22 protein-coding genes, 1 tRNA gene and 2 pseudogenes are annotated in these 20330 nt (G+C 69.1%); 13 read left to right on the top strand and 12 right to left on the bottom strand.

All coding sequences use genetic code 11. The features are described from left to right. Positions 1 to 84: 84 nt before the first annotated feature. Positions 85 to 1232 (bottom strand): IS3 family transposase gene (locus FB561_RS09405; protein WP_145801226.1). Its coding sequence is split into 2 segments (ribosomal slippage): positions 85 to 953 and positions 953 to 1232, totalling 1149 coding nucleotides; the frame shifts between segments, so codons are not numbered across the junction. A 193-nt stretch (positions 1233 to 1425) separates the two neighbouring features. Here FB561_RS09405 and FB561_RS39190 point away from each other — a divergent pair. Beyond that, a pseudogene (locus FB561_RS39190) lies at positions 1426 to 1692 on the top strand (helix-turn-helix domain-containing protein); the annotation flags it as partial. Positions 1693 to 2050: 358 nt separating this feature from the next. After that, a pseudogene (locus tag FB561_RS39185) lies at positions 2051 to 2254 on the top strand (IS481 family transposase); the annotation flags it as partial. 48 nt (positions 2255 to 2302) lie between these two features. On the opposite strand, the gene FB561_RS38210 reads toward FB561_RS39185, so the two are convergent. Both FB561_RS38210 and FB561_RS09395 read right to left on the bottom strand, forming a co-directional pair. Continuing rightward, positions 2303 to 2512 carry a hypothetical protein gene (locus FB561_RS38210; RefSeq protein ID WP_202880947.1) on the bottom strand — a complete coding sequence of 70 codons (210 nt, stop codon included), beginning with the start codon at positions 2510 to 2512 and terminating at the stop codon, positions 2303 to 2305. Positions 2513 to 2703: 191 nt separating this feature from the next. Next, positions 2704 to 2792, bottom strand: a tRNA-Ser gene (locus FB561_RS09395). A gap of 307 nt (positions 2793 to 3099) precedes the next feature. Between FB561_RS09395 and FB561_RS09390 the strand changes: the two genes are divergently transcribed. The 3 genes from FB561_RS09390 to FB561_RS09380 all read left to right on the top strand — a co-directional run bounded on the left by FB561_RS09390 (position 3100) and on the right by FB561_RS09380 (position 6462). After that, positions 3100 to 4338, top strand: coding sequence for an MFS transporter (locus FB561_RS09390; RefSeq protein ID WP_145805081.1), 1239 nt, complete (start codon positions 3100 to 3102; stop codon positions 4336 to 4338). A 98-nt stretch (positions 4339 to 4436) separates the two neighbouring features. After that, positions 4437 to 5624 (top strand): MFS transporter, encoded by a 1188-nt coding sequence (locus tag FB561_RS09385; RefSeq protein WP_238334737.1) that lies wholly within the window; start codon positions 4437 to 4439, stop codon positions 5622 to 5624. Between the two features lie 244 nt (positions 5625 to 5868). Further along, the gene (locus tag FB561_RS09380) at positions 5869 to 6462 is read left to right on the top strand and encodes a gamma carbonic anhydrase family protein (protein WP_145805077.1); all 594 of its coding nucleotides are present in this window, start codon (positions 5869 to 5871) and stop codon (positions 6460 to 6462) included. A gap of 36 nt (positions 6463 to 6498) precedes the next feature. On the opposite strand, the gene FB561_RS09375 is transcribed toward FB561_RS09380, so the two are convergent. From FB561_RS09375 to cobC, 4 genes are all read right to left on the bottom strand, one after another. After that, positions 6499 to 7533: a sucrase ferredoxin gene (locus tag FB561_RS09375; protein WP_170284612.1), complete on the bottom strand. Its 1035-nt coding sequence runs from the start codon at positions 7531 to 7533 to the stop codon at positions 6499 to 6501. A 66-nt stretch (positions 7534 to 7599) separates the two neighbouring features. Next, entirely contained in the window at positions 7600 to 8835 is a 1236-nt protein-coding gene (locus FB561_RS09370) for a cupin domain-containing protein (RefSeq protein ID WP_238334736.1), read from the bottom strand. A gap of 5 nt (positions 8836 to 8840) precedes the next feature. Then, on the bottom strand, positions 8841 to 9359 hold the full coding sequence (locus tag FB561_RS09365) for a BatC protein (RefSeq protein WP_145805071.1): 519 nt from the start codon (positions 9357 to 9359) through the stop codon (positions 8841 to 8843). A gap of 146 nt (positions 9360 to 9505) precedes the next feature. Further along, positions 9506 to 10540: an Rv2231c family histidinol phosphate aminotransferase CobC gene (gene cobC / locus FB561_RS09360; RefSeq protein ID WP_202880576.1), complete on the bottom strand. Its 1035-nt coding sequence runs from the start codon at positions 10538 to 10540 to the stop codon at positions 9506 to 9508. A gap of 99 nt (positions 10541 to 10639) precedes the next feature. Between cobC and FB561_RS09355 the strand changes: the two genes are divergently transcribed. From FB561_RS09355 to FB561_RS09345, 3 genes are all read left to right on the top strand, one after another. Then, positions 10640 to 11431: a carbon-nitrogen hydrolase family protein gene (locus FB561_RS09355; RefSeq protein ID WP_238334735.1), complete on the top strand. Its 792-nt coding sequence runs from the start codon at positions 10640 to 10642 to the stop codon at positions 11429 to 11431. A gap of 5 nt (positions 11432 to 11436) precedes the next feature. Then, positions 11437 to 11973 carry a molybdenum cofactor guanylyltransferase gene (gene mobA / locus FB561_RS09350; RefSeq protein WP_145805065.1) on the top strand — a complete coding sequence of 179 codons (537 nt, stop codon included), beginning with the start codon at positions 11437 to 11439 and terminating at the stop codon, positions 11971 to 11973. 124 nt (positions 11974 to 12097) lie between these two features. Beyond that, a complete protein-coding gene (locus FB561_RS09345) occupies positions 12098 to 13075 on the top strand; it encodes an NAD(P)H-quinone oxidoreductase (protein WP_145805063.1) in 978 nt (325 codons plus the stop codon). 63 nt (positions 13076 to 13138) lie between these two features. On the opposite strand, the gene FB561_RS09340 is transcribed toward FB561_RS09345, so the two are convergent. Beyond that, the gene (locus FB561_RS09340; RefSeq protein WP_145805061.1) at positions 13139 to 13552 is read right to left on the bottom strand and encodes a VOC family protein; all 414 of its coding nucleotides are present in this window, start codon (positions 13550 to 13552) and stop codon (positions 13139 to 13141) included. 76 nt (positions 13553 to 13628) lie between these two features. Here FB561_RS09340 and FB561_RS09335 point away from each other — a divergent pair, with 76 nt between their 5' ends. Next, positions 13629 to 14201, top strand: a complete 573-nt coding sequence (locus tag FB561_RS09335) for a TetR/AcrR family transcriptional regulator (protein ID WP_145805059.1) — start codon at positions 13629 to 13631, stop codon at positions 14199 to 14201. 21 nt (positions 14202 to 14222) lie between these two features. Beyond that, entirely contained in the window at positions 14223 to 14810 is a 588-nt protein-coding gene (locus FB561_RS09330; RefSeq protein WP_145805057.1) for a TetR/AcrR family transcriptional regulator, read from the top strand. 10 nt (positions 14811 to 14820) lie between these two features. Here FB561_RS09330 and FB561_RS37795 read toward each other — a convergent pair whose 3' ends face one another. Continuing rightward, positions 14821 to 14991: a hypothetical protein gene (locus FB561_RS37795; RefSeq protein WP_170284611.1), complete on the bottom strand. Its 171-nt coding sequence runs from the start codon at positions 14989 to 14991 to the stop codon at positions 14821 to 14823. Positions 14992 to 15016: 25 nt separating this feature from the next. On the opposite strand from FB561_RS37795, the gene FB561_RS09325 reads away from it, so the two are divergent. Together FB561_RS09325 and FB561_RS09320 are read left to right on the top strand one after the other, a co-directional pair. Next, positions 15017 to 15547, top strand: a complete 531-nt coding sequence (locus FB561_RS09325; RefSeq protein WP_145805055.1) for a CGNR zinc finger domain-containing protein — start codon at positions 15017 to 15019, stop codon at positions 15545 to 15547. A 2-nt stretch (positions 15548 to 15549) separates the two neighbouring features. Continuing rightward, positions 15550 to 16164: a bacterial proteasome activator family protein gene (locus FB561_RS09320; protein ID WP_337692294.1), complete on the top strand. Its 615-nt coding sequence runs from the start codon at positions 15550 to 15552 to the stop codon at positions 16162 to 16164. A gap of 4 nt (positions 16165 to 16168) precedes the next feature. Here FB561_RS09320 and FB561_RS09315 read toward each other — a convergent pair whose 3' ends face one another. Continuing rightward, on the bottom strand, positions 16169 to 16972 hold the full coding sequence (locus FB561_RS09315; protein WP_238334734.1) for an HAD family hydrolase: 804 nt from the start codon (positions 16970 to 16972) through the stop codon (positions 16169 to 16171). Positions 16973 to 17441: 469 nt separating this feature from the next. Here FB561_RS09315 and FB561_RS09310 point away from each other — a divergent pair, with 469 nt between their 5' ends. Beyond that, positions 17442 to 18080 (top strand): WhiB family transcriptional regulator, encoded by a 639-nt coding sequence (locus FB561_RS09310; RefSeq protein ID WP_238334733.1) that lies wholly within the window; start codon positions 17442 to 17444, stop codon positions 18078 to 18080. Positions 18081 to 18201: 121 nt separating this feature from the next. Here the strand turns inward: FB561_RS09310 and FB561_RS09305 are convergent, their stop codons facing one another. Both FB561_RS09305 and serS read right to left on the bottom strand, forming a co-directional pair. Further along, a complete protein-coding gene (locus FB561_RS09305) occupies positions 18202 to 18993 on the bottom strand; it encodes an HAD family hydrolase (RefSeq protein ID WP_145805051.1) in 792 nt (263 codons plus the stop codon). Continuing rightward, on the bottom strand, positions 18990 to 20264 hold the full coding sequence (gene serS / locus FB561_RS09300; RefSeq protein WP_145805049.1) for a serine--tRNA ligase: 1275 nt from the start codon (positions 20262 to 20264) through the stop codon (positions 18990 to 18992). Before serS ends, FB561_RS09305 begins: the two co-directional genes overlap by 4 nt. Positions 20265 to 20330 lie beyond the last annotated feature (66 nt).

Genomic DNA, 20330 nt, shown 5'->3' with positions numbered 1-20330 from the left:
CGTATTGAGCACCGCGAACGGTTCACCGACTCGTCCCAAGCTCGGGACTGCCCCGAGTTCAGTTGACTCGTGGGGTGTGGTGGTTCAGGCCGCGAGTACGACCGGTTGAAGTGTCTCAAACTCGATGGGTGTGAGTTTGCCGAGGCCGCGTTGGCGGCGTCGGCGGTGGTAGGTGGTCTCGATCCAGGACACGATCGCCAGACGCAGTTCGTGTCTGGTGGTCCAGCGTCGTCGGTCCAGAACATTCTTCTGCAGCAGGGCGAAGAATGACTCCATCGCGGCGTTGTCGCCGCAAGCTCCGACGCGGCCCATTGATCCGCGCAGCTGGTAGGCCTTCAAGACCCGGACGAATTTCGTGGACCGGAACTGGCTGCCGCGATCCGAGTGCACGATCAGATTGGCAGTTGGTGCCCGCAAGGCGATCGCGTTCCGCAGCGCTGACACCGCCAGGGACGCCTTCATTCGTGACCCGATCGAGTAACCGACGATCCGGTTGGAGTAGACGTCCTTGATCGCGCAGAGGTAGAGCTTGCCCTCAGCTGTGGCGTGTTCGGTGATGTCGGTCAGCCAGATCAGGTTCGGTCCGGCCGCGCTGAACCCGCGTTTCACCAGGTCGTCGTGCACCGGTGGGCCGGCCTTGCGGGTCAGGCCGCGTTTCTTGGCGTGGATCGACCAGATCCGCTCCTGCGAGCACAACCTGGCGACCCGGTTCTCACCCGCGGCGACTCCGGCGTCGGCGAGCTCGTCGGCGATCAACCGGTACCCGAACGTCGGGTCATCGGCGTGAATGTCGATGGCGACGTTGATCAGGTGCGCATCGTCGAAATCTCTTTGCGTGACAGGATTCTTGCGCCACTTGTAGAAGGCTTGGGTGGTGAAGCCGAGTACCCGGCAGGTCACCGCGACAGGGATCGCGTCGGCGGCGAGGTCAAGGACCAGCGGGTACATCATTTTGGGTTGACGTCGCGGGCGAAGTAGGCCGCGGCGCGCCGCAAGATCTCGTTCTCCTGCTCCAACTGCCGGTTGCGCTTCTTCACCTCGCGCAGCTCAGCCGACTCCTCCCGAGTGGCGCCCGACTGGTGACCGTCCTCGATATCGGCCAGCTTCAGCCAGCGCTGCAGACACGACACGGAAATCCCGAAGTCCTTCGCGACCTGCGCGATCGGCGCCTCACCCTTGCGGGCAACCGCGACCACATCACGACGGAACTCCAACGGAAACGCTTTCGGCACGACAGACATCCTTCCAGCAAGGACCCAAGTCCTCACAGATCAGGAGTCAACCGAACCCGGGGCAGTCCCCTCCACATCACAAGGCGGAGGGTGTGGTGTTGTGGTTCAGGACATAGGCGACAGATGTCTCAAGACATAGGCGACACGTGTCTCGGGTGATCGGCGACAGGGCTGTCGGGCTGGACGCTCGGGCATGTCGAAGGCTCGGTTGGTTATCACCGCGTTGGTTGTGGAGGGTCAATCGGCCTCTGAGGTGGCCCGGCGGTACGGCGTACACCGGGCGTGGGTCTACAAGCTGAGGGCCCGTTACGAGTCGGAGGGCGAGGCGGAGTTCGAGCCACGGTCACGGCGGCCGAAGACCTCACCGCGAGCCACTGCGGTCGAGACGGTGGAGCTGGTACTGCGGCTGCGCAAGCAACTAACCGAGCAGGGCCTGGACGCCGGGGCGGACACGATCGGCTGGCACCTACTGCACCACCATCAGGTGAGGCTGTCGCGGGCCACAATTCACCGGATCCTGGTCCGGGCGGGCGCCGTGGTGCCGGATCCGGGCAAGCGGCCGCGGTCGTCGTATCTGCGGTTCGCCGCCGAGCAGCCGAACGAGTGCTGGCAGTCCGACTTCACCCACTACCGCCTCACCCGCCCCGACGGGCGTGCCGGCACCGATGTGGAGGTCATCAGCTGGCTGGACGACCACTCCCGCTACGCCCTCTCCGTGACCGCGCATCCGCGGATCACCGGCCCGATCGTGCTGAGCAGCTTCTGCGAAACCGTTGCCCAGTACGGGATCCCCGGCCTCCACGCTCACCGACAACGGCATGGTCTACACCACGAGGCTGGCGGGCGGGAAAGGCGGCCGCAACGGCCTCGAGACCGAACTACGCAACCTGAACGTGGTGCAGAAGAACTCCCGCCCGAACCACCCCACCACCTGCGGGAAGGTGGAGCGGTTCCAGCAGACGATGAAGAAATGGCTGCGCGCCCAGCCGGACCAGCCGACCACGATCGCCGCACTCCAGATGCTGCTCGACGCCTTCACCGAGGAGTACAACCAGCGCCGCCCGCACCGGTCACTGCCCCACCGCGCCACCCCCGCGGCCGCCTACCACGCCCGCCCGAAAGCCGGCCCGACCACGGACCGGACCGGTGAGGTCCACCACCGGGTCCGCACCGACCGTATCGACGACACCGGCGTGGTCACACTGCGGGTCAACGGTCGGCTGCACCACATCGGCATCGGGCGAACCCACGCCCGAACCCACGTCCTGCTCCTCATCCACGACCTTCAAATCAGGGTCGTCGACGCCGCGACCGGCGAACTCCTGCGCGAACTGGTCCTCGACCCCACCAAGGACTACCAACGCACCGGAAGACCGCCCGGCCCAGCCCCCAAACGACCCCCCCAAATGAAAACAGCCGAACCCACGAATCGTAGGTTCAGCTGTCGCCTATGTCTTGAGACATCACAAGGCGGAGGGTGTGGGATTCGAACCCACGAGGACGGTCACCCGCCCTACCGGTTTTCAAGACCAGCGCACTCGGCCGCTATGCGAACCCTCCTGGTGGGTGGGCTTCGGCCCTTCCACTCGGCGTCGAGGATAGCGGGCTCGGTCTGCCGCGGGCGAAATGTGGTGCGGGGTGGCGGGGTGGCGGGGTGGCGGTTAGGGTCTGGCGGTGACGAGGCGGACGGACCGCCTGGTCTGACGAGGACGGGAGGTGGGTTCGATGTCTCGGCTGTTCGAGGACGTGGCCCGCAGCTTCCGGTCCGCCCGCTGATCAGTTCCTGATCCCGGGCGTCGACCGGAGTCGCCGGTGTGTGCGTACGCCGGCTGTCCTGTCTTGCCGTCATGCCCTCTGGAGCTCACGCATGCGATCCCTCCGTACCCTCGTCCTGCCGCCCGAACTGGGCCGGGACTTCCGCCGGATCTGGCCCGCCGCGGCCATTTCGAACCTCGGCGACGGCGCTCTGCTCGCCGCCGGTCCGCTGCTCGTCGCCTCGATCACGGACCAGCCAGCGGCCGTCGGTGCGGCCGTCTTCGTTCAGCAACTGCCCTGGCTGCTGTTCGCGTTGTTCAGCGGCGCCCTGGCCGACCGGCTGGACCGCCGGTTGATGGTGGTCGTCGCGGACGTCTTCCGGGCCGCGGTACTGGCCGCGCTCGGTCTCGCCGTACTGCTGGACGCCTCGCCGTTGTGGGCGGTGTACCTGGCGCTCTTCCTGCTCGGATCGGCCGAGACACTCGCCGACAACGCGGCCGGGGCGTTGCTCGTCACCGCCGTCCCCAAGGAGCATCTCGGTAAGGCGAACGCCCGGCTCTACGCGGCCGCGACCGTACTGAACCAGCTAGGTGGTCCGCCAATCGGCGCGCTGTTGTTCGCCGTTGGCGCGAGTGTGCCGTTGTTCCTCGACGCGATCACGTTCGCCGCTGCGGCCGCACTCATCTCCCGGGTCTCTGTCCGCCCACCCGCGGTCCGCGACGAGCCCCGTACCGCGCTTTGGCACGACGTGCGCGAGGGGATCCATTGGTTGTGGAACCACTCCGGCGTACGCACGTTGGCGTGGGCGATCCTCATCATGAACATCACCTTCTGCGCTGCGTTCGCGACGTGGGTACTGTTCGCGCGGGAACGCCTTGGCCTCACCGACACGCAGTACGGGCTGCTGATCTCGGCGGGAGCGATCGGTGCGATCGCGGGGACGCCGGTGTACCACGTACTCGAGCCCCGCGTCGGCAGTCTGACCCTGCTCCGCGCGGGCCTCGTCATCGAGACGGCGGTGCACCTGATCCTCGCGCTGACCAGGAACCCGTGGATCGCCGGCGTGACGATGGCCGTCTTCGGTGTCCACGCTGTTGTCTGGGGCATCGTTTCGACGACGGCACGGCAGCTCGCGACACCGGACGCGCTGCTGGGCCGCGTGAACAGCGTGTACCTGCTGGCCTCTGTCGGTGGTGCGGCCCTGGGATCGTTGCTGGGTGGCGTACTGGCGCAGCGGTTCGGTCTGGTCGCGCCGTTCACGTTCGCGTTCGTGGGGATGGTCGTGATGACCGTTGTCGGGTGGAGGCCGCTGCGGCATGTCTCTGTCCGAACGGAGACACCGCAGCGCTGAGAAAACGGGTGGAGGGCTCCCGATCCCCTTGTTACGCTCGACGGCTGCGATCGGAGCCCTCTGCCATGCCTACAGCCATGTCCCTTGGCCTGCCAAACGTGCGCGGCCGCGTTCCTCTCCTCGTCGGCCTCGCCATCGACTCCTTCGGCGGCGGCTGCGCCGGACCGCTGCTGCTGTTGTTCTTCGTGCGCGTGGGGGACATCCCACTCGGTACCGCGGGTCTGTTGCTGACCGTTGCGACCCTGTTCTCCCTGGCTGCCCCGGCGGTGGTCGGGGTGGTGATCGACCGAGTGGGCCCGCGCAACCTGGTCATCGGCGCGCAATTCGCGCAAGGGCTCGCGTTCGCCGGGTTCTTCGTCGGCCGGGCGACCTGGCTGCTCTTCCTCTGCGCCCTGGTCATGACGACCGGGCAACGCGTGTTCTGGTCGTCGATCTTCAGCCTGCTGTCGGACATCGCGGACGAGGGTGACCGGGACCGGTGGTTCGGGCTCGGCGGCATGATGCAGGCAGGCGGCTTCGGACTGGGCGCACTGGCCGCCGGTGCGCTGCTCACCATCCCCGGGGACGAACCCTTCCTCGTGGCGATGGCGCTGAACGCGGTGTCCTTCTTCCTCGCCGGACTGCTCCTGATGCGGATCCGCGCCAGCCATGCCAAGCGGGCGGCGGACAACATCGGCGGACCGGCCCCCCTGCTGCGCAAGGACAAGCCGTTCCTCGTCCTGATCGCCGCCAACACGGTGCTCGCCCTGTGCACGATGGTGATGGGCATCGGGCTCCCCGTGTATGTGACGGAAGCGCTGCCCGCTCCGAAGTGGCTGGTCGGCGTACTGCTCGCCGCGATCTCCATCGTGCTCGCGACGGGTCAGACGCTGGTGGTGCGCCACACGGAGAAGCGGCGGCGGACCAACGTACTGATCCTGGCCGGCGTGCTCTGGGCGGTGTGGGGCGTCCTGATGGCCGGACTGCTGCACATCCCGGTGTGGGCGGTCGTCCCTGGCCTACTGCTGGCGACCGCGGTCTTCGCAGCTGCCGACGTGCTGCACGCGGCGACCTCCAACGCGCTGGCGGCCGCGGTCGCGCCGGTCCGCGGGCACGGGAAGTACCTGTCGTACTGGCAGTACTCGTTCACCTTCGCGAGCGTCCTGGTCCCGGCGTTCTTCGCGCAACTCTTCGAGGTACGGCACGAGTTCCCGTGGCTCGCGATCTCGGCCCTCGCCCTGGTCGCCGCGGGGACGATCTACGTCCTGGACCAGAAGCTCCCGCACGCCACGACACGGCGTGACTGATTCGTCAGGATTTGTTGCGGCTCTTCGAACAGATGTTCTAATGTTTTCGGTGTAGCCAGCGGTTGCTCCACCCTCCCGTTGACCACCGACGGCCGAACCTCCCACCTCCGATGTGGCCGGCCGGCGGACCGGGCGACGGCCGGCCCGGGGAGTGAGGCGCCCCGGGCTGTGGAGTACCGCAGACCGCCAACCGGTAGAACAGACAGGAATGTCGAGGTGATGCAGCAGGGAAAGGAACAGCCCGATGTTGCTCGAACACCGCGGCCGTCAACCGGTCGTGCCGGAATCCGCGTACGTCGCACCGTCCGCCGTACTCTGCGGCGCCGTCGTCCTGAGCGAGGGCAGCAGAGTCCTGCACGGAGCAGTACTCACCGCGGAGAACGGCGAGGTCCACCTGGGTGAGAACAGCGTGGTGATGGAGAACGCCCTGGTCCGCGGTCGCGAAGACCACCCCGCCCTGATCGGCGACGCGGTCCTGGTCGGTCCGCACGCCCACGTCAACGGCGCCACGGTCGAGAACGAAGTCTTCATCGCCACGGGCGCCTCGCTCTTCCCAGGCTCAGTCGCCGGCGAGGGCGCGGAACTGCGCATCAACAGCGTCCTCCACGTCAACTCCCACCTGCCCGCGGGCGCGGTCCTCCCCATCGGCTGGATCGCAGCAGGCAACCCGGCCACCCTCTACTCCCCCGACCAACACGAAGCCCTCTGGCAAACCCAAGAACCCCTGGACTTCCCAGGCACCGTCTACGGCGTCCCCCGAGGCACTCCCCTGCGCGAAATCATGGCCCGCCAATCAGCCTTCTACGCCCACCACCAATCCGACCGCCGCATCGACTGACCTTCAGCCAGGCTGACTTTTCAGGGCTGAGGGCAACTAATTTTTGGGTGTGGGAACAGGCGAGTTGAGGGTGAACTGACGGACTACGCCTGGGGGTTGGGCCGCGCAGGTCATCTGGCCGTCGATGGTGATCTGGTGGGATTCGACCTCGACCTCGAGCTCTGTCATGTCTGTGGTGAGCTTGATCGACCAGCGGCTGCCGGCCAGCGGGACGACGGCCGACGGGCGGAGGGAATCGAGCGTCGTGGGGTGACCCGCGGCGCGGGCGAAGTGCTGGGCTGCTTGGACGTGGGGTGGCAGGGCGCCCGAGCCACGGAAGGACTTCGGGACCACCTCGCCTTTGTCGTACGCGTTCGCGATGGCGACGGCGCCGGGTGGCGTGACGTGGCCGTAGTAGAGGCTGTGGGGGAGCAGCACCACGTTGGGGGCGAAGCGGTCGCCGCCTACGTGGCTGCTTTCCCAGGTGCGCTCCGGGTACGCGGCGGCGAGGGCGGAGGCGACCGGGCGGCCGCGGACGGCGCAGCACGCGTCGTGGCGGCCGTGGGTGCAGACGAGGTAGATCGGTTCGGTGCTCGGGGTCCCGGGGTCGGTGCCGGCGAGGACCTTCAGGACGTGCTCGTCGGTGGGGAGTTCGCCCCAGCGGATGGATTCGCTGCCCGGCCGGCTGTCGATCAGGGCCCAACGGCGTGGAAGGTCTCGGTCCGTGCGGCCATGCCGGCGGATCAGCACCGGCCGGCACCGCAGCTCCGCACACAACCGTGCGACCTCGGCCCCCAGACCAGCGGCCCGTACCCGCGGACGACCACCGTCCGTGGGTACGCCCTGCGCGGTGACGGGTTGGTCGTCCGCGAGAGCCGACGAGTACTGCAGAGCTTCCAGGGCGACGCGCGGCCAGGGCCGATTGGTTTCGATGAGGAGCCAGCGTTCGGCGGGTGGGGCGGAGGCGAGCAGCAGATCGCCGCGGCGTTCGGCGGAGGCGGCGCAGCCCGTCTCCGGTCGGTACCTCGCGGGATCGCCCGCGTCGGAAGACCCGAAGCCGGCCGTCAGAGCATCACCGGATCCGCGGTCCACACCACCCGACCCTACGCCCGCCTCCAACAACCCCTCGCCGCCCGTCCACCCCACGAGCAGGCCCGGTCACAGCCCCGCGACCAGGACGCCTTCCTTCATCAAGCGCCGCACCAACACGACCTGATCAGACTCATCCAGCGACGGCAGTGAACCCACCTCGAACGGTTCCCCCGACACCGCCCTCGCCACAGCAGCCCCGGTCGACGACGGAAAAGTGATCGTCCGATCCGACAACTGCAGCCGCACCGGATCCCCCGGCACCAGGTGTACCCGCAAACCAGCCCGCAGGCGCACCGGCGTACCAACAGCCAGGTCCGCCAGAGCAGCTGCGTGCGCAAGCGGTGCAAGTGGAGCGGGACGGTTGCCGGACCACGTACGGCGACGGAGGCGGCTCGCCAGCTTCTCCGGGGTCGCCGTGTCGAGGTAGTCGGTGAAGAGCTTCGCCACCTGCTCCAGCTCACCCGCCACCTGCGACGGATCACCTGGATCGAAGCCGAGCGGCAACGCGGTCCGAAGCTCGCCGTGCTCTGCCGCAAGCGCAGCCAGCTCCTGGACGAGCAGGTACCGCGTCATCGTGTGCAGCCCGACCGTCAGATGGGCACTCACCCCACCCAGCGCCCTCGCCGAATGCAGGAAGCCGCGCGGTACGTACAGCGCATCCCCGGGCCGTAGTACGGCATCCACGACGGGCTGCTGATCGCGGGCAGCCTCGGCGACCGCATCGGAGTGGTCTGTCCACGGCTGGTTACGCAGTGGGTCGACGTGCACCGGTTCGTGCACCGTCCAGTGCTTCTCGCCCGCTACCTGCAGGACGAACACGTCGTGCACGTCGTAGTGCGAGGAGAAGCCCTGCGACTGCGCAGGAGTGATGTACGCGTTGATCTGGACCGGGTGGCCCGCATCCGTCGACAGTTGCGTCGCGAAGTCGACCAGCGGCGGCCAGGTGCGGTGGAGAGCCTGCAGTACCACTGTGTGCCCGTCGGCGAACAGTGCGGCGACCTTGTCGTCGCGGACCTGGTCACCGATCTCCGCTCCAACACCGCCCGGCCCCGTGAACTGGTTGTCGCCGACGACCGCACCGTTCTTCGCGATGCGCAGGAACGGCGTCCGCAGGCCGCGGCGCGACAGGAGCTCGTCCGCGTCGTCCAGCGTGAACAGGTCGTCGAAGGGACCGGCCAGCTCGGCCGCAGGGGACAACAGCGCGCGCAACCCCCAGTAGTTGCGCGCGAACTCGTCAGCGTCCCCCGCGACGCAGCGCCGGAGAGCCGGGCGCCGGTCCGGCGGCGGCCCGGTCTCCGGCACCGGGGTCACCAACTTCCGGAGTTCCCGCCGGCACCGCCGTCGGCCCCGCCATCGGTACCGCGTGGATTCGCGCCACCGTCGGCCGGTCCTTCCGCACCACCGTCGGCTCCTCCGTCAGCGCCGCCATCGCTGACACCAGGCGAGGCGCCGCCGTCCGCCGGCCCTTCCGAGCCGCCTCCGCCGGCGCCGCCATCGGCGCCGCCGTCACTCACACCGGGCGACGCACCGCCGTCCGCGGGGCCCTCCGCGCCGCCGTCGGCGCCGCCATCGGTCGCGCCGGGCGTCGCCCCGCCGTCGGCCGGACCCTCGCCGCCCGCACCGCTGTCCGCTCCACCGTCCGCGCCGCCGTCACTCACCCCGGCAGCGGCCCCACCGTCCGCAGGACCTTCCTGGCCGGACCCGCCGGCGCCCCCGTCAGCACCACCGTCAGCGCCTCCGTCGGTCGCGCCGGGCGTCGCGCCCCCGTCCGCCAGACCCTCGCCATCACCGGACGAAGTGGTCATGTCGTCGTCGTTCAAGCCCATGATGCTGCTCCCTTCGAGAGGCTTTTCGGTGCCATCCCAGTGCGCAAAGTAGATCGGCGGTAAACCCCCGTCCGGGTTACAGCCAGTACACGGTTCCGCCGCGATCGACGGACCCCCTCCAGCGCACTCCCTCCTCCGATGATGGGTCAGCCGAGCAGGTCGTACCAGACCTTGAGGAACGCGTCCGTGGTCGCCTCCGGACGAACCGCGATTCGCAGCCAGCTCCCGTCCAGCCCAGGAAACGTGTCCCCCCGCCGTACGGCGAACCCGCGCTCGCGCAGGCGTTCCCGGAGGACGTCGGCCTCGGGCACCTGGACCAGTACGAACGGCGCGCGCGGTACGCCGTACATGCGGACGCCACCTGGTCCGCCGGTCAAGCCTTCGACCAGGTGGTCGCGTTGGCGGTCCAGCTCCACGGCGGCCTGGTCGGATTCGGCCTGTGCTCGCGGGCTCATACAGGCGAGAGCGGCAGCCAAGGCGGGTGTGGAGACCGGCCAGTGCGGCTGGACAGCGGCCAGTTGCTCGATCAACGAGGCAGCGGCGACCACGTACCCGACGCGGAGACCCGCGAGTCCCCACGTCTTGGTGAGGCTCCGGATCACCACGAGACCCGGGACGGACGCGCCGGCGAGCGACTCCGGTTCGCCCGGAACGGCGTCCATGAACGCCTCGTCGACCACGAGGATCCGCTCCGGCCGGGCGAGTTCGCGCAGGTCGTCGGCACGATGCAGGACCGAGGTCGGGTTGGTCGGGTTGCCGATGACGACCAGGTCCGCGTCGTCGGGCACCCGCCGCGGATCGAGGACGAACCCCTCGTCGGGACGCAGCACGACCCGGTCGACCAGGTGCCCCGCGGACCTCAGCGCCGCCTCCGGCTCGGTGAACTGCGGATGCACGACGACGGCATGGCGCGGACGGAACGCGCGAGCGATCAGCACGAACGCCTCGGCCGCCCCCGCCGTCAGCAGTACCTGGTCGGGGTCGCACCCGTGGCGCGCGGCGACCGCGGCGACCGCGGCGTCCTGCCGTGGGTACGCCGCGAGGTCGGTGAGGCTGCCGGCGATCTCGTCGACCAGCCAGGCGGGTGGAGTCCCCGCTCGCACGTTGACGGCGAGATCGACGAGGCCGTCCCCCACCTCGACGTCCCCGTGATGATCCAGGTCGAACCCGTCCGCAGCCACGCGCAGCAGGCTAACCCGTGGTCGCCTGCGGAGTCGGCGAGGCAGAATCCTGGTCACGGGGCAGGGTTGCGCCGACGACGGATGCGGCACCATGGAGAGGTGAAGATCGCCGTGGTGCAGACCGCCAGCTCCGACGACAAAGCCGCCAATCGGGAGGCCGTGGCGCGGCTGGTCGGCGAGGCCGCGCGGGACAGACCCGATCTGGTCGTGCTGCCGGAGGCGATGATGGCGGACTTCGCGGTCGCGGGTGGTTCGGTCGGTGCACTGGCCGAGGCGCTCGACGGGGAGTTCGTCGGCGTCCTGCGCAAGGCGGCCGCCGAGCACGGGACCGCGATCGTGGCCGGCATGTTCGAACGCAGCTGCGACGAGGACCGCCCGTACAACACGCTGCTCGCGGTCGGCGCCGACGGCGAGCTGCTCGGTGCGTACCGCAAGATCCACCTGTACGACGCGTTCGGGTACAAGGAGTCCGACCAGCTGACCCCTGGTGACGTCTCACCCGTGGTCGTCGAGATCGGGGCGCACAAGTTCGGTCTGATGACGTGTTACGACCTGCGGTTCCCCGAGTTGTCCCGGGCCCTGGTCGACGCGGGCGCCGAGGTGCTCGTCGTCCCGGCGGCGTGGGTCCGTGGCCCGCTGAAGGAGTTCCACTGGTCGACGTTCCTCACGGCGCGCGCGATCGAGAACACCTGCTACGTCGCCGCCGCCGCGCAGAACGGCAAGAAGTACTGCGGTCTCAGCCAGATCGTCGATCCGCAGGGCGTCGGAGTCGCCGCGGTCGGCGAGGACGACGGGTACGCCACCGCCGAGCTGTCCGCGGACCGTCTGACCGAGGTGCGCAAGCGCAATCCCTCGCTGCAGAACCGCCGCTTCACGGTGACTCCCCGCTGACCACCGTGACGTTCGACGCGATCGTCCTGGCCGGCGGCGGCTCGACCCGGTTCGGCGGGGTGGACAAGGCGATGCTCGTGCTCGAAGGCGTCAGCCTGCTCGATCGAGTGCTCACGGCAACCAAGAACGCCGGTACCACGGTCGTCGTCGGCCCACAACGCTCCACCGTCCGCCCGGTCGAGTGGACCACCGAGCAACCCCCGTCAGGCGGCCCGGTCGCCGGTATCGCCGCCGGCCTCGCTCACGGGGACGCCCCGATCGTCGTGATCCTCTCCTGCGACCTGCCCTGGCTGACCGACTCGGACGTGACCACCCTCGTCCAAGACCTCACCGGAGACGGCCACGGGCTTCGCGACACCGACGGCCGCGAACAGTACCTGGTTGCCGCCTACCGCCGCGAAGCCCTCGCCGAAGCCCTGAAATCCATCGGCGACCCCCGTGACAAGTCCGTCCGCCGCTTCCTGAGCCCCCTCGCCCTGACCTGGACGAACCCCACCAGAGCAGGCGACGACGTGGACACCTGGTCCGATCTCGACGACTAAGTGCCTTGGGCAACAACCAGCATCTATGGATGCGGCTCGGTTCGATAGGCGATGCCGATCGGCCGACACCGGCGCTGTGGATGACGGCGAGCGCCTGCCGATCGAACGCAGTACCGTGGCTCGCATGCGAGCTGTCGTGTGTGAGGGTGCGGGTGGCGTCGAGGTTCTGACCGTCGGGGAGATCGAGGATCCGGCGGCCGGGGCCGGTGAGGTCGTCATCGAGGTGGTCGCCGCCGGGGTGAACCGCGCGGATCTGCTGCAGCGGCAGGGCTTCTACCCACCGCCGCCGGGTGCTCCGGGGACGATCGGGCTCGAGGTGTCGGGGCGGATCGCCGAGGTCGGACCGGACGTCGACGGCTGGAAGGTCGGCGACGAGTGCTGCGCGTTGCTGGCCGGCGGTGGCTACGCGGAGAAGGTGCTCGTCCCGGCCGCGCAGGTCATGCCGGTACCGGAGGGCGTGGACCTGGTCAGCGCGGCGGCGTTGCCCGAGGTGGTCGCCACGGTCTGGTCGAACGTGTTCATGACCGCGCAGCTCAAGGAGGGCGAGACCCTGCTGGTGCACGGCGGCTCGTCCGGGATCGGCACGATGGCGATCCAGCTCGCGGTCGCCCACGGTGCGCGGGCGCTCTGCACGGTCGGGAACACCGAGAAGATGGACTTCTGTACCCGGCTGGGCGCGGACGTCGCGATCAACTACAAGGAAGCCGAGTGGGCCTCGGTGGTGAAGGAAGCCACCGCGGGCGCCGGCGCCGACGTGATCCTGGACATCATGGGCGCGAAGTACCTGACCGACAACGTGAAGTCGCTGGCCTTCGACGGCCGGCTGGTCGTGATCGGGATGCAGGGCGGCACCAAGGGCGAGCTCGATCTCGGCCGGTTGATGTCGCGCCGCGGTTCGATCACCGGGACCGGGCTGCGGTTCCGCTCGGTCGAGGACAAGGGCAGGATCCTGACCGACGTGGTCGGCCACGTCTGGCCGTTGATCGAGGCGAAGAAGGTCCGCCCGATCGTGCACAGCACCTTCGCCCTGGCCGAGGTTGCCCGGGCGCACGAGACGCTCGAGCAGTCCGCCCAGATCGGCAAGGTCCTGCTCACCCTCTGACCGCCAAGGCCTTTCCGGTACCGCGGACCCGGCCGCCCGGATCCGCGGTACGCCGGCTGCCGGTCACGACGGCAGGTTGGCGGCGAGCCACTCGGGATCCGGCGCGACCAGCTGGATCACGTCCAGGTGGGTCCCCTCCGGATCGCGGACGAAGAAGTGCCGCTGACCCCAGGGCTCGGTGACCACCTCGGTGTCCAGCTTCACGCCCGACTCGGTCAGCCGCCGGGCCACCTCGTCGACGTCCTCGACGACGAACCCGAACACGTTCGAGCTGGCCGTGGTCGCGGACACCGCCGCCGGGACGGACGCGTGTCCTCGTTCGGTGACGGCGATCTCCCATTCCGCCTCACCCCGGCGCAGGCAGATGAACCAGCCCAGGTCGACGGTGATCTTCAGGTCGAAGTACTGCTCGTAGAAGGCGGCCACCTCCGCCGGGCGGGCGGTGATGACGGTGGCGCCGAAAGCCGCGGGTTGCATACATTCTCCTGACTAGCACTACAGATGTTGTGGTTGAGTACGACATCTGTAGTGGATGGCTGCTAGGCTTGTCAACATGCCGAGAAACCCGGAACGACGCACCCAACTCGCCGACGCCGGCCTCACCGTCCTGGCCGAGGCAGGTGCGCGCGGGCTCACCCATCGCGCCGTGGACGCCGCGGCCGGCCTGCCCGCCGGGACCGCGTCGAACTACTTCCGCACCCGTGACGCCCTGCTCGGCGCACTCGGCGAGCGCATCTTCGAGCGGTTCACCCCGGACGAGGCGCGGCTGGCCCCACTCGCCGCGCGGGAGCCGTCGGTGGACCTGGTCGTCGACTATGTCCGGTACATCGTCGAGCGGCTGCTCGGCCAGCCCGAGCTCACCCTCGCCCTGATCGAACTGCGGCTCGAGGCGGCCCGTCGCCCCGGACTGCACGAGATCCTCTCCCGCACCCTGCGGCAGGGATTCGACGCCGACGTCTCGTTCCACGTCCAGGCCGGTCTGCCCGGCGGCGCGGAGGAGGTCCGGCTGCTGCGGTTCGCGGTCGACGGCATGATGCTCGACCAGCTGACCCCGGGAATCGGCCGGGAGTACGACGTGGACGCGATCACGGCGCGCCTGGTCCGCCGGTTGGTCCGCGCGGACTGACGTCGGGGTTACCGTCAGCACGTGACTGGGGAACACCACGGGCGGCGAGGCGCGCACATCCTCGAAGCGGTCCAGGACGTCATCGCCGAGCGCGGGCTCGAGGCGGCGACGATGCGTACGGTGGCGGCCGCGGCCAACATCTCACTGGCCCAGGTCCAGTACTACTTCCGCAGCAAGGACGAACTGGTCGCCGCCGCGTTCCAGTACGTCACGGAGCGTTTCGACGAGAAGCTCGCGACGATCGACCTCGCCGGACCGCCCCGCAAGGTCCTCCGCTCCGCCTTGGAACTCTGGCTTCCCCTGGACGAGGACCGCGCCCGCGACGCCCGGGTCTGGCTCGCGTTCAGCGCGGCCGCGGCGACCTCGCCCGCACTCCAGCAGATCGCGGCCGCCACCGACGCCGAACTCCGGATCGCCTTCGCCCGCTTGCTCGACGCAGCCGTGGCCGACGGCGACCTGGCCGAGGTGGACGACACGGAGACCGAGGCGGCCGTGTTGCTCGCGGTCCTGGACGGCCTGGTGATCCAGGGGCTCACGCTCCCGGGGGCCGAGCGGCCGGCCTTCCTGACTCGCTCACTGGACGCCCACCTCGGCCGGCTGTTCCGGTAATTCCGTTGCCTCAGGCCCCGATCTCGCCGGCCACCTCGGGGTACGCCACCGGGTACGCGGGGGTGCTGGTCACCCGCCATCGCCCGCACGCGCAGCGCAGGTACACGAGCAGCCCCTCGCTGACCTGATGGGAGGACGAGACCTGCCAGCGATGCCGGTGTACTTCTTCTCTGGTGGGCATGCGGCCATCGTGCTGTAATGGCATTGTGCATCTCAACCCTTACGGCGCCGACGCGGTCCTGCTCGCGGTGAACCTGGTCAACCAGCCCGCGACCAGTACGGTCGAGCTGGCCGAACGCTGCGAGCAGAACGGCGTGGAGAATCGGCTGGTCCGCGAGCGCGAGGTGACCGAGGCCGACCTGGCCGCGGTCCGGGTCGCGCTGGACGAGTGGCTCGCCGTGGTCGACGCGAGCGACGAGCTCACCCGGGTCGAGCTGGTGAACGCGATGCTGGCCAAGTACACCGAGCATCCCCGGCTCACGAACCACGCGGGCGACGGCTGGCACATGCACTACCGGCCGGACCACGTACCGGTCGGGCGACTGGTCGCGACGCTGATCAGCACCGGTACCGCGCTGCACCTGGCCGGACGCGGCATCACCCGCCTCGGCCGCTGCTGCACGGACGGTTGCGACAACGTGTACGCCGACCTGTCGCGCGGTGGACGCCAGCGGTACTGCAGCCCCGCCTGCTCCAACCGGGACGCCGTCCGCCGGCACCGCGCCCGTACGATGTGAAGATGACCGAGAGCAGCAGCGAGGGCAGGGAAGCCCCGATGGCGGGCGCACGGACCGAGGACGGCAAGGTGCTGATCGTCGGGCCGGACGGGATGGCCGTGGAGGGTCCGCCGCGCGGCGACGACGACACCGAGCAGGGCGACGAGCCACGCTCCGTCACCGAGCTGGTCGAACAGCCGGCCAAGGTGATGCGGGTCGGCAACATGATTCGCCAGCTGCTCGAGGAGGTGAAGGCCGCACCGCTGGACGAGGCGTCCCGGCAGCGCCTGAAGGCGATCCACGAGGCGTCGATCAAGGAGCTCGAGAGCGGGCTCGCACCGGAGCTGGTCGAGGAGCTGGAGCGGCTCAGCCTCGACTTCACCGACGACAGCACCCCGACCGAGGCCGAGCTGCGGATCGCGCAGGCCCAGCTGGTCGGCTGGCTGGAGGGGCTGTTCCACGGCATCCAGACGGCGTTGTTCGCCCAGCAGATGGCGGCGCGTCAGCAGCTCGAGCAGATGCGGCGCGCACTGCCCGGCGGCCAGCAGGTGCACGGCGAGGAAGGCGCTCCGTTCCCCGGCGCCCCGCAGGCCAACGGCACGACCGACGGCCCCGGCAGCGGAGGCATGTACCTGTAGCCGGTCAGAGGTCGAAGAGTTGCTCGAGGACGGTGGCGACACCGTCCTCGTCGTTTGTGGGGCACACCTCGTCGACCACCGCGAGCACCTCCGCGTGCGCGTTGGCCACGCCGTACGACGTCCCGGCCCAGGCGAGCATCGGCAAATCGTTGAGCGAGTCACCGAACGCGATCGTCTCGTCGGCCGCGATCCCTTGCTCTGCGGCGAAATCGGCGAGCATCGTCGCCTTCGAGACACCGTCCGCGGAGATCTCGACCAGGCTGTGCCCACCGCTGTGACTCGCGGCGACACGTCCGCCGACCACCGGCGAGATCTTCGCCAGCAGTTCGTCGGAGTGCCAGCTCGGATGCCGGACGAGCAACTTCGCCGTCGGTTCGGCGAGCAGAATCTCCAACTCGGCCACCAACGTGTCATCCGGCGTAGGCCAGCGGTTCACGTACCGCGGCTCCTGTCCGTAGCGGTCCGGTCGCTCGATGGCGAACTCCACCTCGGGAATCTCGGCCCGGATCGCCTGTGCCACTTCGAGAGCGACCGCGGGATCGATCAGGCTGGTCCGGATCGGCCGGCGCGCGCCGACGTCGTACAAAATGGCGCCGTTGGCAACAATCGCGATCCCGTGCGCGCCGACCAGGTCGGACAGGTCATGCAACCAGCGCGGCGGCCGAGCGGTGACCATCACGAAGACGGTGCCCACATCCTGGACAGCGAGCACTGCTCTCTTGGTCCGGGGCGCGATCGATCCGTCGCTGCGGACCAGCGTTCCGTCGAGATCGGTAGCCACCAGGCGGGGTGTTCTACGGTGCGGCACCCCCCTACCGTAGCCGCTCGGCAGACAGCGCCCTTTACCCTCCCGAACCGTCATCGCGCAAGCACTTGGAGATCGGTTTCCTCTTGATCTGATTGACCGTTGAACAACGTCATCAGACCGTTACGGCAGGATCCTGCAAAGGCAGCAAGTTCCCGTGCACTGCCCTGTTTGTGCATGATTTCATGCGGAGGCTGGCGGGGAACCGGGGGCTGTTCGGCCGCGTCGTACGCCTTGTTCCGGACCCTCAAGTCTGGTGCGACCCTCGCCAGGAAAGCGTCGGTAAACCGATGGGAATTTGGGTGCAACCAAAAACTCACCGGCGACGTCAACAGTTATGGATCGGTGCGCCTAGCGCCGGACGACACGGGTGGGTCGGCAACAGACGGGTCGGTCCATCAGCTATCGGGCCTGCGTGTTCGAACGACGTTCATCGTTCGTTCACACGGGTCCTGGAACTTGGGGAGCCACGATGACTGTCAACACCACTCTCGCACGGCCCAGCGCCGGCACCTCCCGAGCGGCTGTCGACACATCTTCCATCATGGAAGGGGCCATGACGGGCTGTACTGCACGACCGGAGATTTTTCAGCACCGACTGATGGAAGAGCCGCCGCCCGCTTCGGCGACGCGGCGGACCCGGGAGCGTTACGACCAACTGGTCCGTGAGGCCAAGAAGTTGTGCGCTTCGTGCCCGATGTTCACCGACTGCCTGTTCAACGCCGTGGCCGAGCACGATGTCAGCGGCTTCGTCGCCGGCACGACCGCGGTACAGCGACGCTCGATGCGCAACCTGCTCGACGTCGAGGTTCAGGCCGATGATTTCGACCAGCTCGCCGGGGCCCGCGGGACCCGCCGGCCGGTCAGCCACGAAGAAGTACTGCGGCTGCGCACGCAGTACCCGAACGACAGCTTGGAATCGCTGGCCATGCGGCTGGGATGCTCGCTGTCGACGGTCAAGCGTCACCTGCGCCGGGCCCGCCGGGGGCAGAGCCCCGCGGCCAAGGCTCCGCGTACCCGCCCCGAGGTCAGCGCCGTCCTGGACGCGTTCGACACCGTGGTGGACCAGCCGTGCGCGCCCCCGCGCGCGGGTGGCACCCGGGTTGCCTGAGCTGACACTCGGCCCGCCAGCGGACTGTCACTCACCGCAAGCACGAGGCCCGGAACCCTGCACCAGCAGGAGTTCCGGGCCTTTTTGTTGCCTTGATTAACTATTGCGCCGGGCCGCCAGGTCAGAACCAGCGGTTCAGGACCGCCGCGACGCCGTCGTCCTGGACCGACTTGGTCACCTCGTCGGCCGCGACCTTGACCTCGTCCGGCGCGGACGCCATCGAGACGCCGAGGCCGGCGTAGACGAGCATCTCGATGTCGTTGCGTCCGTCCCCGATCGCGACCAGGTCCGCGGCGTCCACGCCGAGCTGGGCCAGCGCCACCTTCAGGCCGGTGCTCTTGTCCACGCCCTCCGGCGCGATGTCCAGCCAGGCGGTCCAGCCGACGAAGTAGCTGACCCCGTGCAGGCCGAGGCGTTCGGCCAGTTCGACGAAGTCGGCCTCGGACTTCTCCGGGTCGCGGATGATCAGCCGGGTCACCGGTTCCGGCGCGAGCTCGGCGTCCGAGACCACCCGGATCCCGGTGCCGTCACCGAGGTCTCCGGCCGGGAACGGCGCGGTCACCCGGTAGCCGAAGTCGTGTTCCTCGACCGCCATCCGGGCGTTCGGGGCGTGCTCGCGGACCGACGCGATCACCGTGCTCGGGTCGAAGGTCCGCTCGTCCACCACCTCGCCGCCCGGATGACGCAACGTACGCGCGCCGTTGCTGCAGACAACGAACCCGCCGGTCAGCCCGAGCAGTTCGGCGACCGGCGCGGTGGCCTGCCAGGACCGGCCGGTGGCCAGCACGACCGGGACCTCGGCGGCGGCCCGGCGGACCGCCTCGACGACGGCCGGCGAGATGTTCTCGTCGTGGTCGATCAGCGTGCCGTCGATGTCCAGGGCAACGGCCTTGGGCCGCCAGCCGCCGGTCATCCGCGGACCGGTTCGAGGACCTCACGTCCGCCGAGGAACGGGCGCAGCGCGACCGGCACCCGGACCGAGCCGTCCGCCTGCTGGTGCGTCTCCAGGATGGCGACGATCCAGCGGGTGGTGGCCAGGGTGCCGTTCAGCGTCGCGAGCGGGCGGGTCCGGCCGTCGGCTTCCCGGTGCCGGATGTTCAGCCGGCGGGCCTGGAAGTCGGTGCAGTTCGACGTCGAGGTGAGCTCGCGGTACCGGCCCTGGGTCGGCACCCACGCCTCGCAGTCGAACTTCCGGTACGCCGAGACGCCGAGGTCGCCGGTCGCGGTGTCGATCACCCGGTAGGCCAGTTCCATCTTGTCGAGCATCTCCTTCTCCCAGCCGAGCAGCCGCTGGTGCTCGGCCTCCGCCTCGTCCAGGCTGCAGTAGGAGAACATCTCGACCTTGTCGAACTGGTGGACCCGGATGATCCCGCGGGTGTCCTTCCCGTACGAGCCGGCTTCCTTGCGGTAGCAGGACGACCAGCCGGCGTACCGCAACGGGCCGGCCGACAGGTCGACGATCTCGTCCATGTGGAACCCGGCCAGCGGAACCTCCGAGGTCCCGACAAGGTAGAGCTCCGGGTCGTCCAGCCGGTACACGTCGTCGTGGGCGGACAGGTACCCGGTACCGCCCATCACCTCCGGCTTGACCAGCGAGGGCGTGATCATCGGGGTGAAGCCGTTCGCCACCGCCTGCTGGATCGCCAGCTGGAGCATGCCGAGCTGGAGCAGCGCGCCGACGCCCTTGAGGAAGTAGAACCGGGCCCCGGAGACCTTGGCGCCGCGCTCCATGTCGATCGCGCCGAGCAGCTCGCCGAGCTCCAGGTGGTCCCGCGGCTCGAAGCCCTCGGCGGCGAAGTCGCGCGGCTTGCCGATCTCCTCGACCACCCGGTAGTCGTCCTCGCCGCCGACCGGGGCCTCGTCGGAGACCAGGTTCGGCAGCGCCTTGGTCAGCTCCTCGAACCGGGCCTCGGCGTCGTTCGCCGCGCTCTCGTGCGCCTTCACCTCGGCGGCCAGCGCCTTGGTCCGCTCCAGCAGCGCGGTGCGGTCGTCGCCCTTGGCCTGGGCGACCTGCTTACCGAGCGCCTTCTGCTCGGCCCGCAGCGATTCGAAGGACGCGATGGACGATCGACGCTCACTGTCGGCCACCAGGATCTGGTCGACCTGGTCCGGATTCTCGCCGCGCTTGGTCAGCGCGGAACGGACGGCATCGGGGTTCTCACGGAGGAGTTTCGCGTCGATCACACCGTCAGGTTATCGGGGTGTGTCGGGGCCGCGGAATTTTATTCGGGATGATGAGCTTGCACCAGC

The sequence above is a fragment of the Kribbella amoyensis genome (genome assembly GCF_007828865.1).
Classification (GTDB): Bacteria; Actinomycetota; Actinomycetes; order Propionibacteriales; family Kribbellaceae; genus Kribbella; species Kribbella amoyensis.
Note: the sequence above shows the minus strand (reverse complement) of the source record. Positions and strands in the feature narration are given on the sequence as shown.

Excerpts from the sequence above, each read along its gene's own strand:
- FB561_RS09310 (WP_238334733.1), top strand. The coding sequence starts at position 17,442 with ATGACTGTCAACACCACTCTCGCACGGCCCAGCGCCGGCACCTCCCGA.
- FB561_RS09305 (WP_145805051.1), bottom strand. The coding sequence starts at position 18,993 with ATGACCGGCGGCTGGCGGCCCAAGGCCGTTGCCCTGGACATCGACGGC.
- FB561_RS37795 (WP_170284611.1), bottom strand. The coding sequence starts at position 14,991 with ATGCCCACCAGAGAAGAAGTACACCGGCATCGCTGGCAGGTCTCGTCC.
- FB561_RS09365 (WP_145805071.1), bottom strand. The coding sequence starts at position 9,359 with ATGGGCTTGAACGACGACGACATGACCACTTCGTCCGGTGATGGCGAG.
- FB561_RS09390 (WP_145805081.1), top strand. The coding sequence starts at position 3,100 with ATGCGATCCCTCCGTACCCTCGTCCTGCCGCCCGAACTGGGCCGGGAC.
- FB561_RS09340 (WP_145805061.1), bottom strand. The coding sequence starts at position 13,552 with ATGCAACCCGCGGCTTTCGGCGCCACCGTCATCACCGCCCGCCCGGCG.
- FB561_RS09335 (WP_145805059.1), top strand. The coding sequence starts at position 13,629 with ATGCCGAGAAACCCGGAACGACGCACCCAACTCGCCGACGCCGGCCTC.
- FB561_RS09320 (WP_337692294.1), top strand. The coding sequence starts at position 15,550 with ATGACCGAGAGCAGCAGCGAGGGCAGGGAAGCCCCGATGGCGGGCGCA.
- FB561_RS09380 (WP_145805077.1), top strand. The coding sequence starts at position 5,869 with ATGTTGCTCGAACACCGCGGCCGTCAACCGGTCGTGCCGGAATCCGCG.
- FB561_RS09345 (WP_145805063.1), top strand. The coding sequence starts at position 12,098 with ATGCGAGCTGTCGTGTGTGAGGGTGCGGGTGGCGTCGAGGTTCTGACC.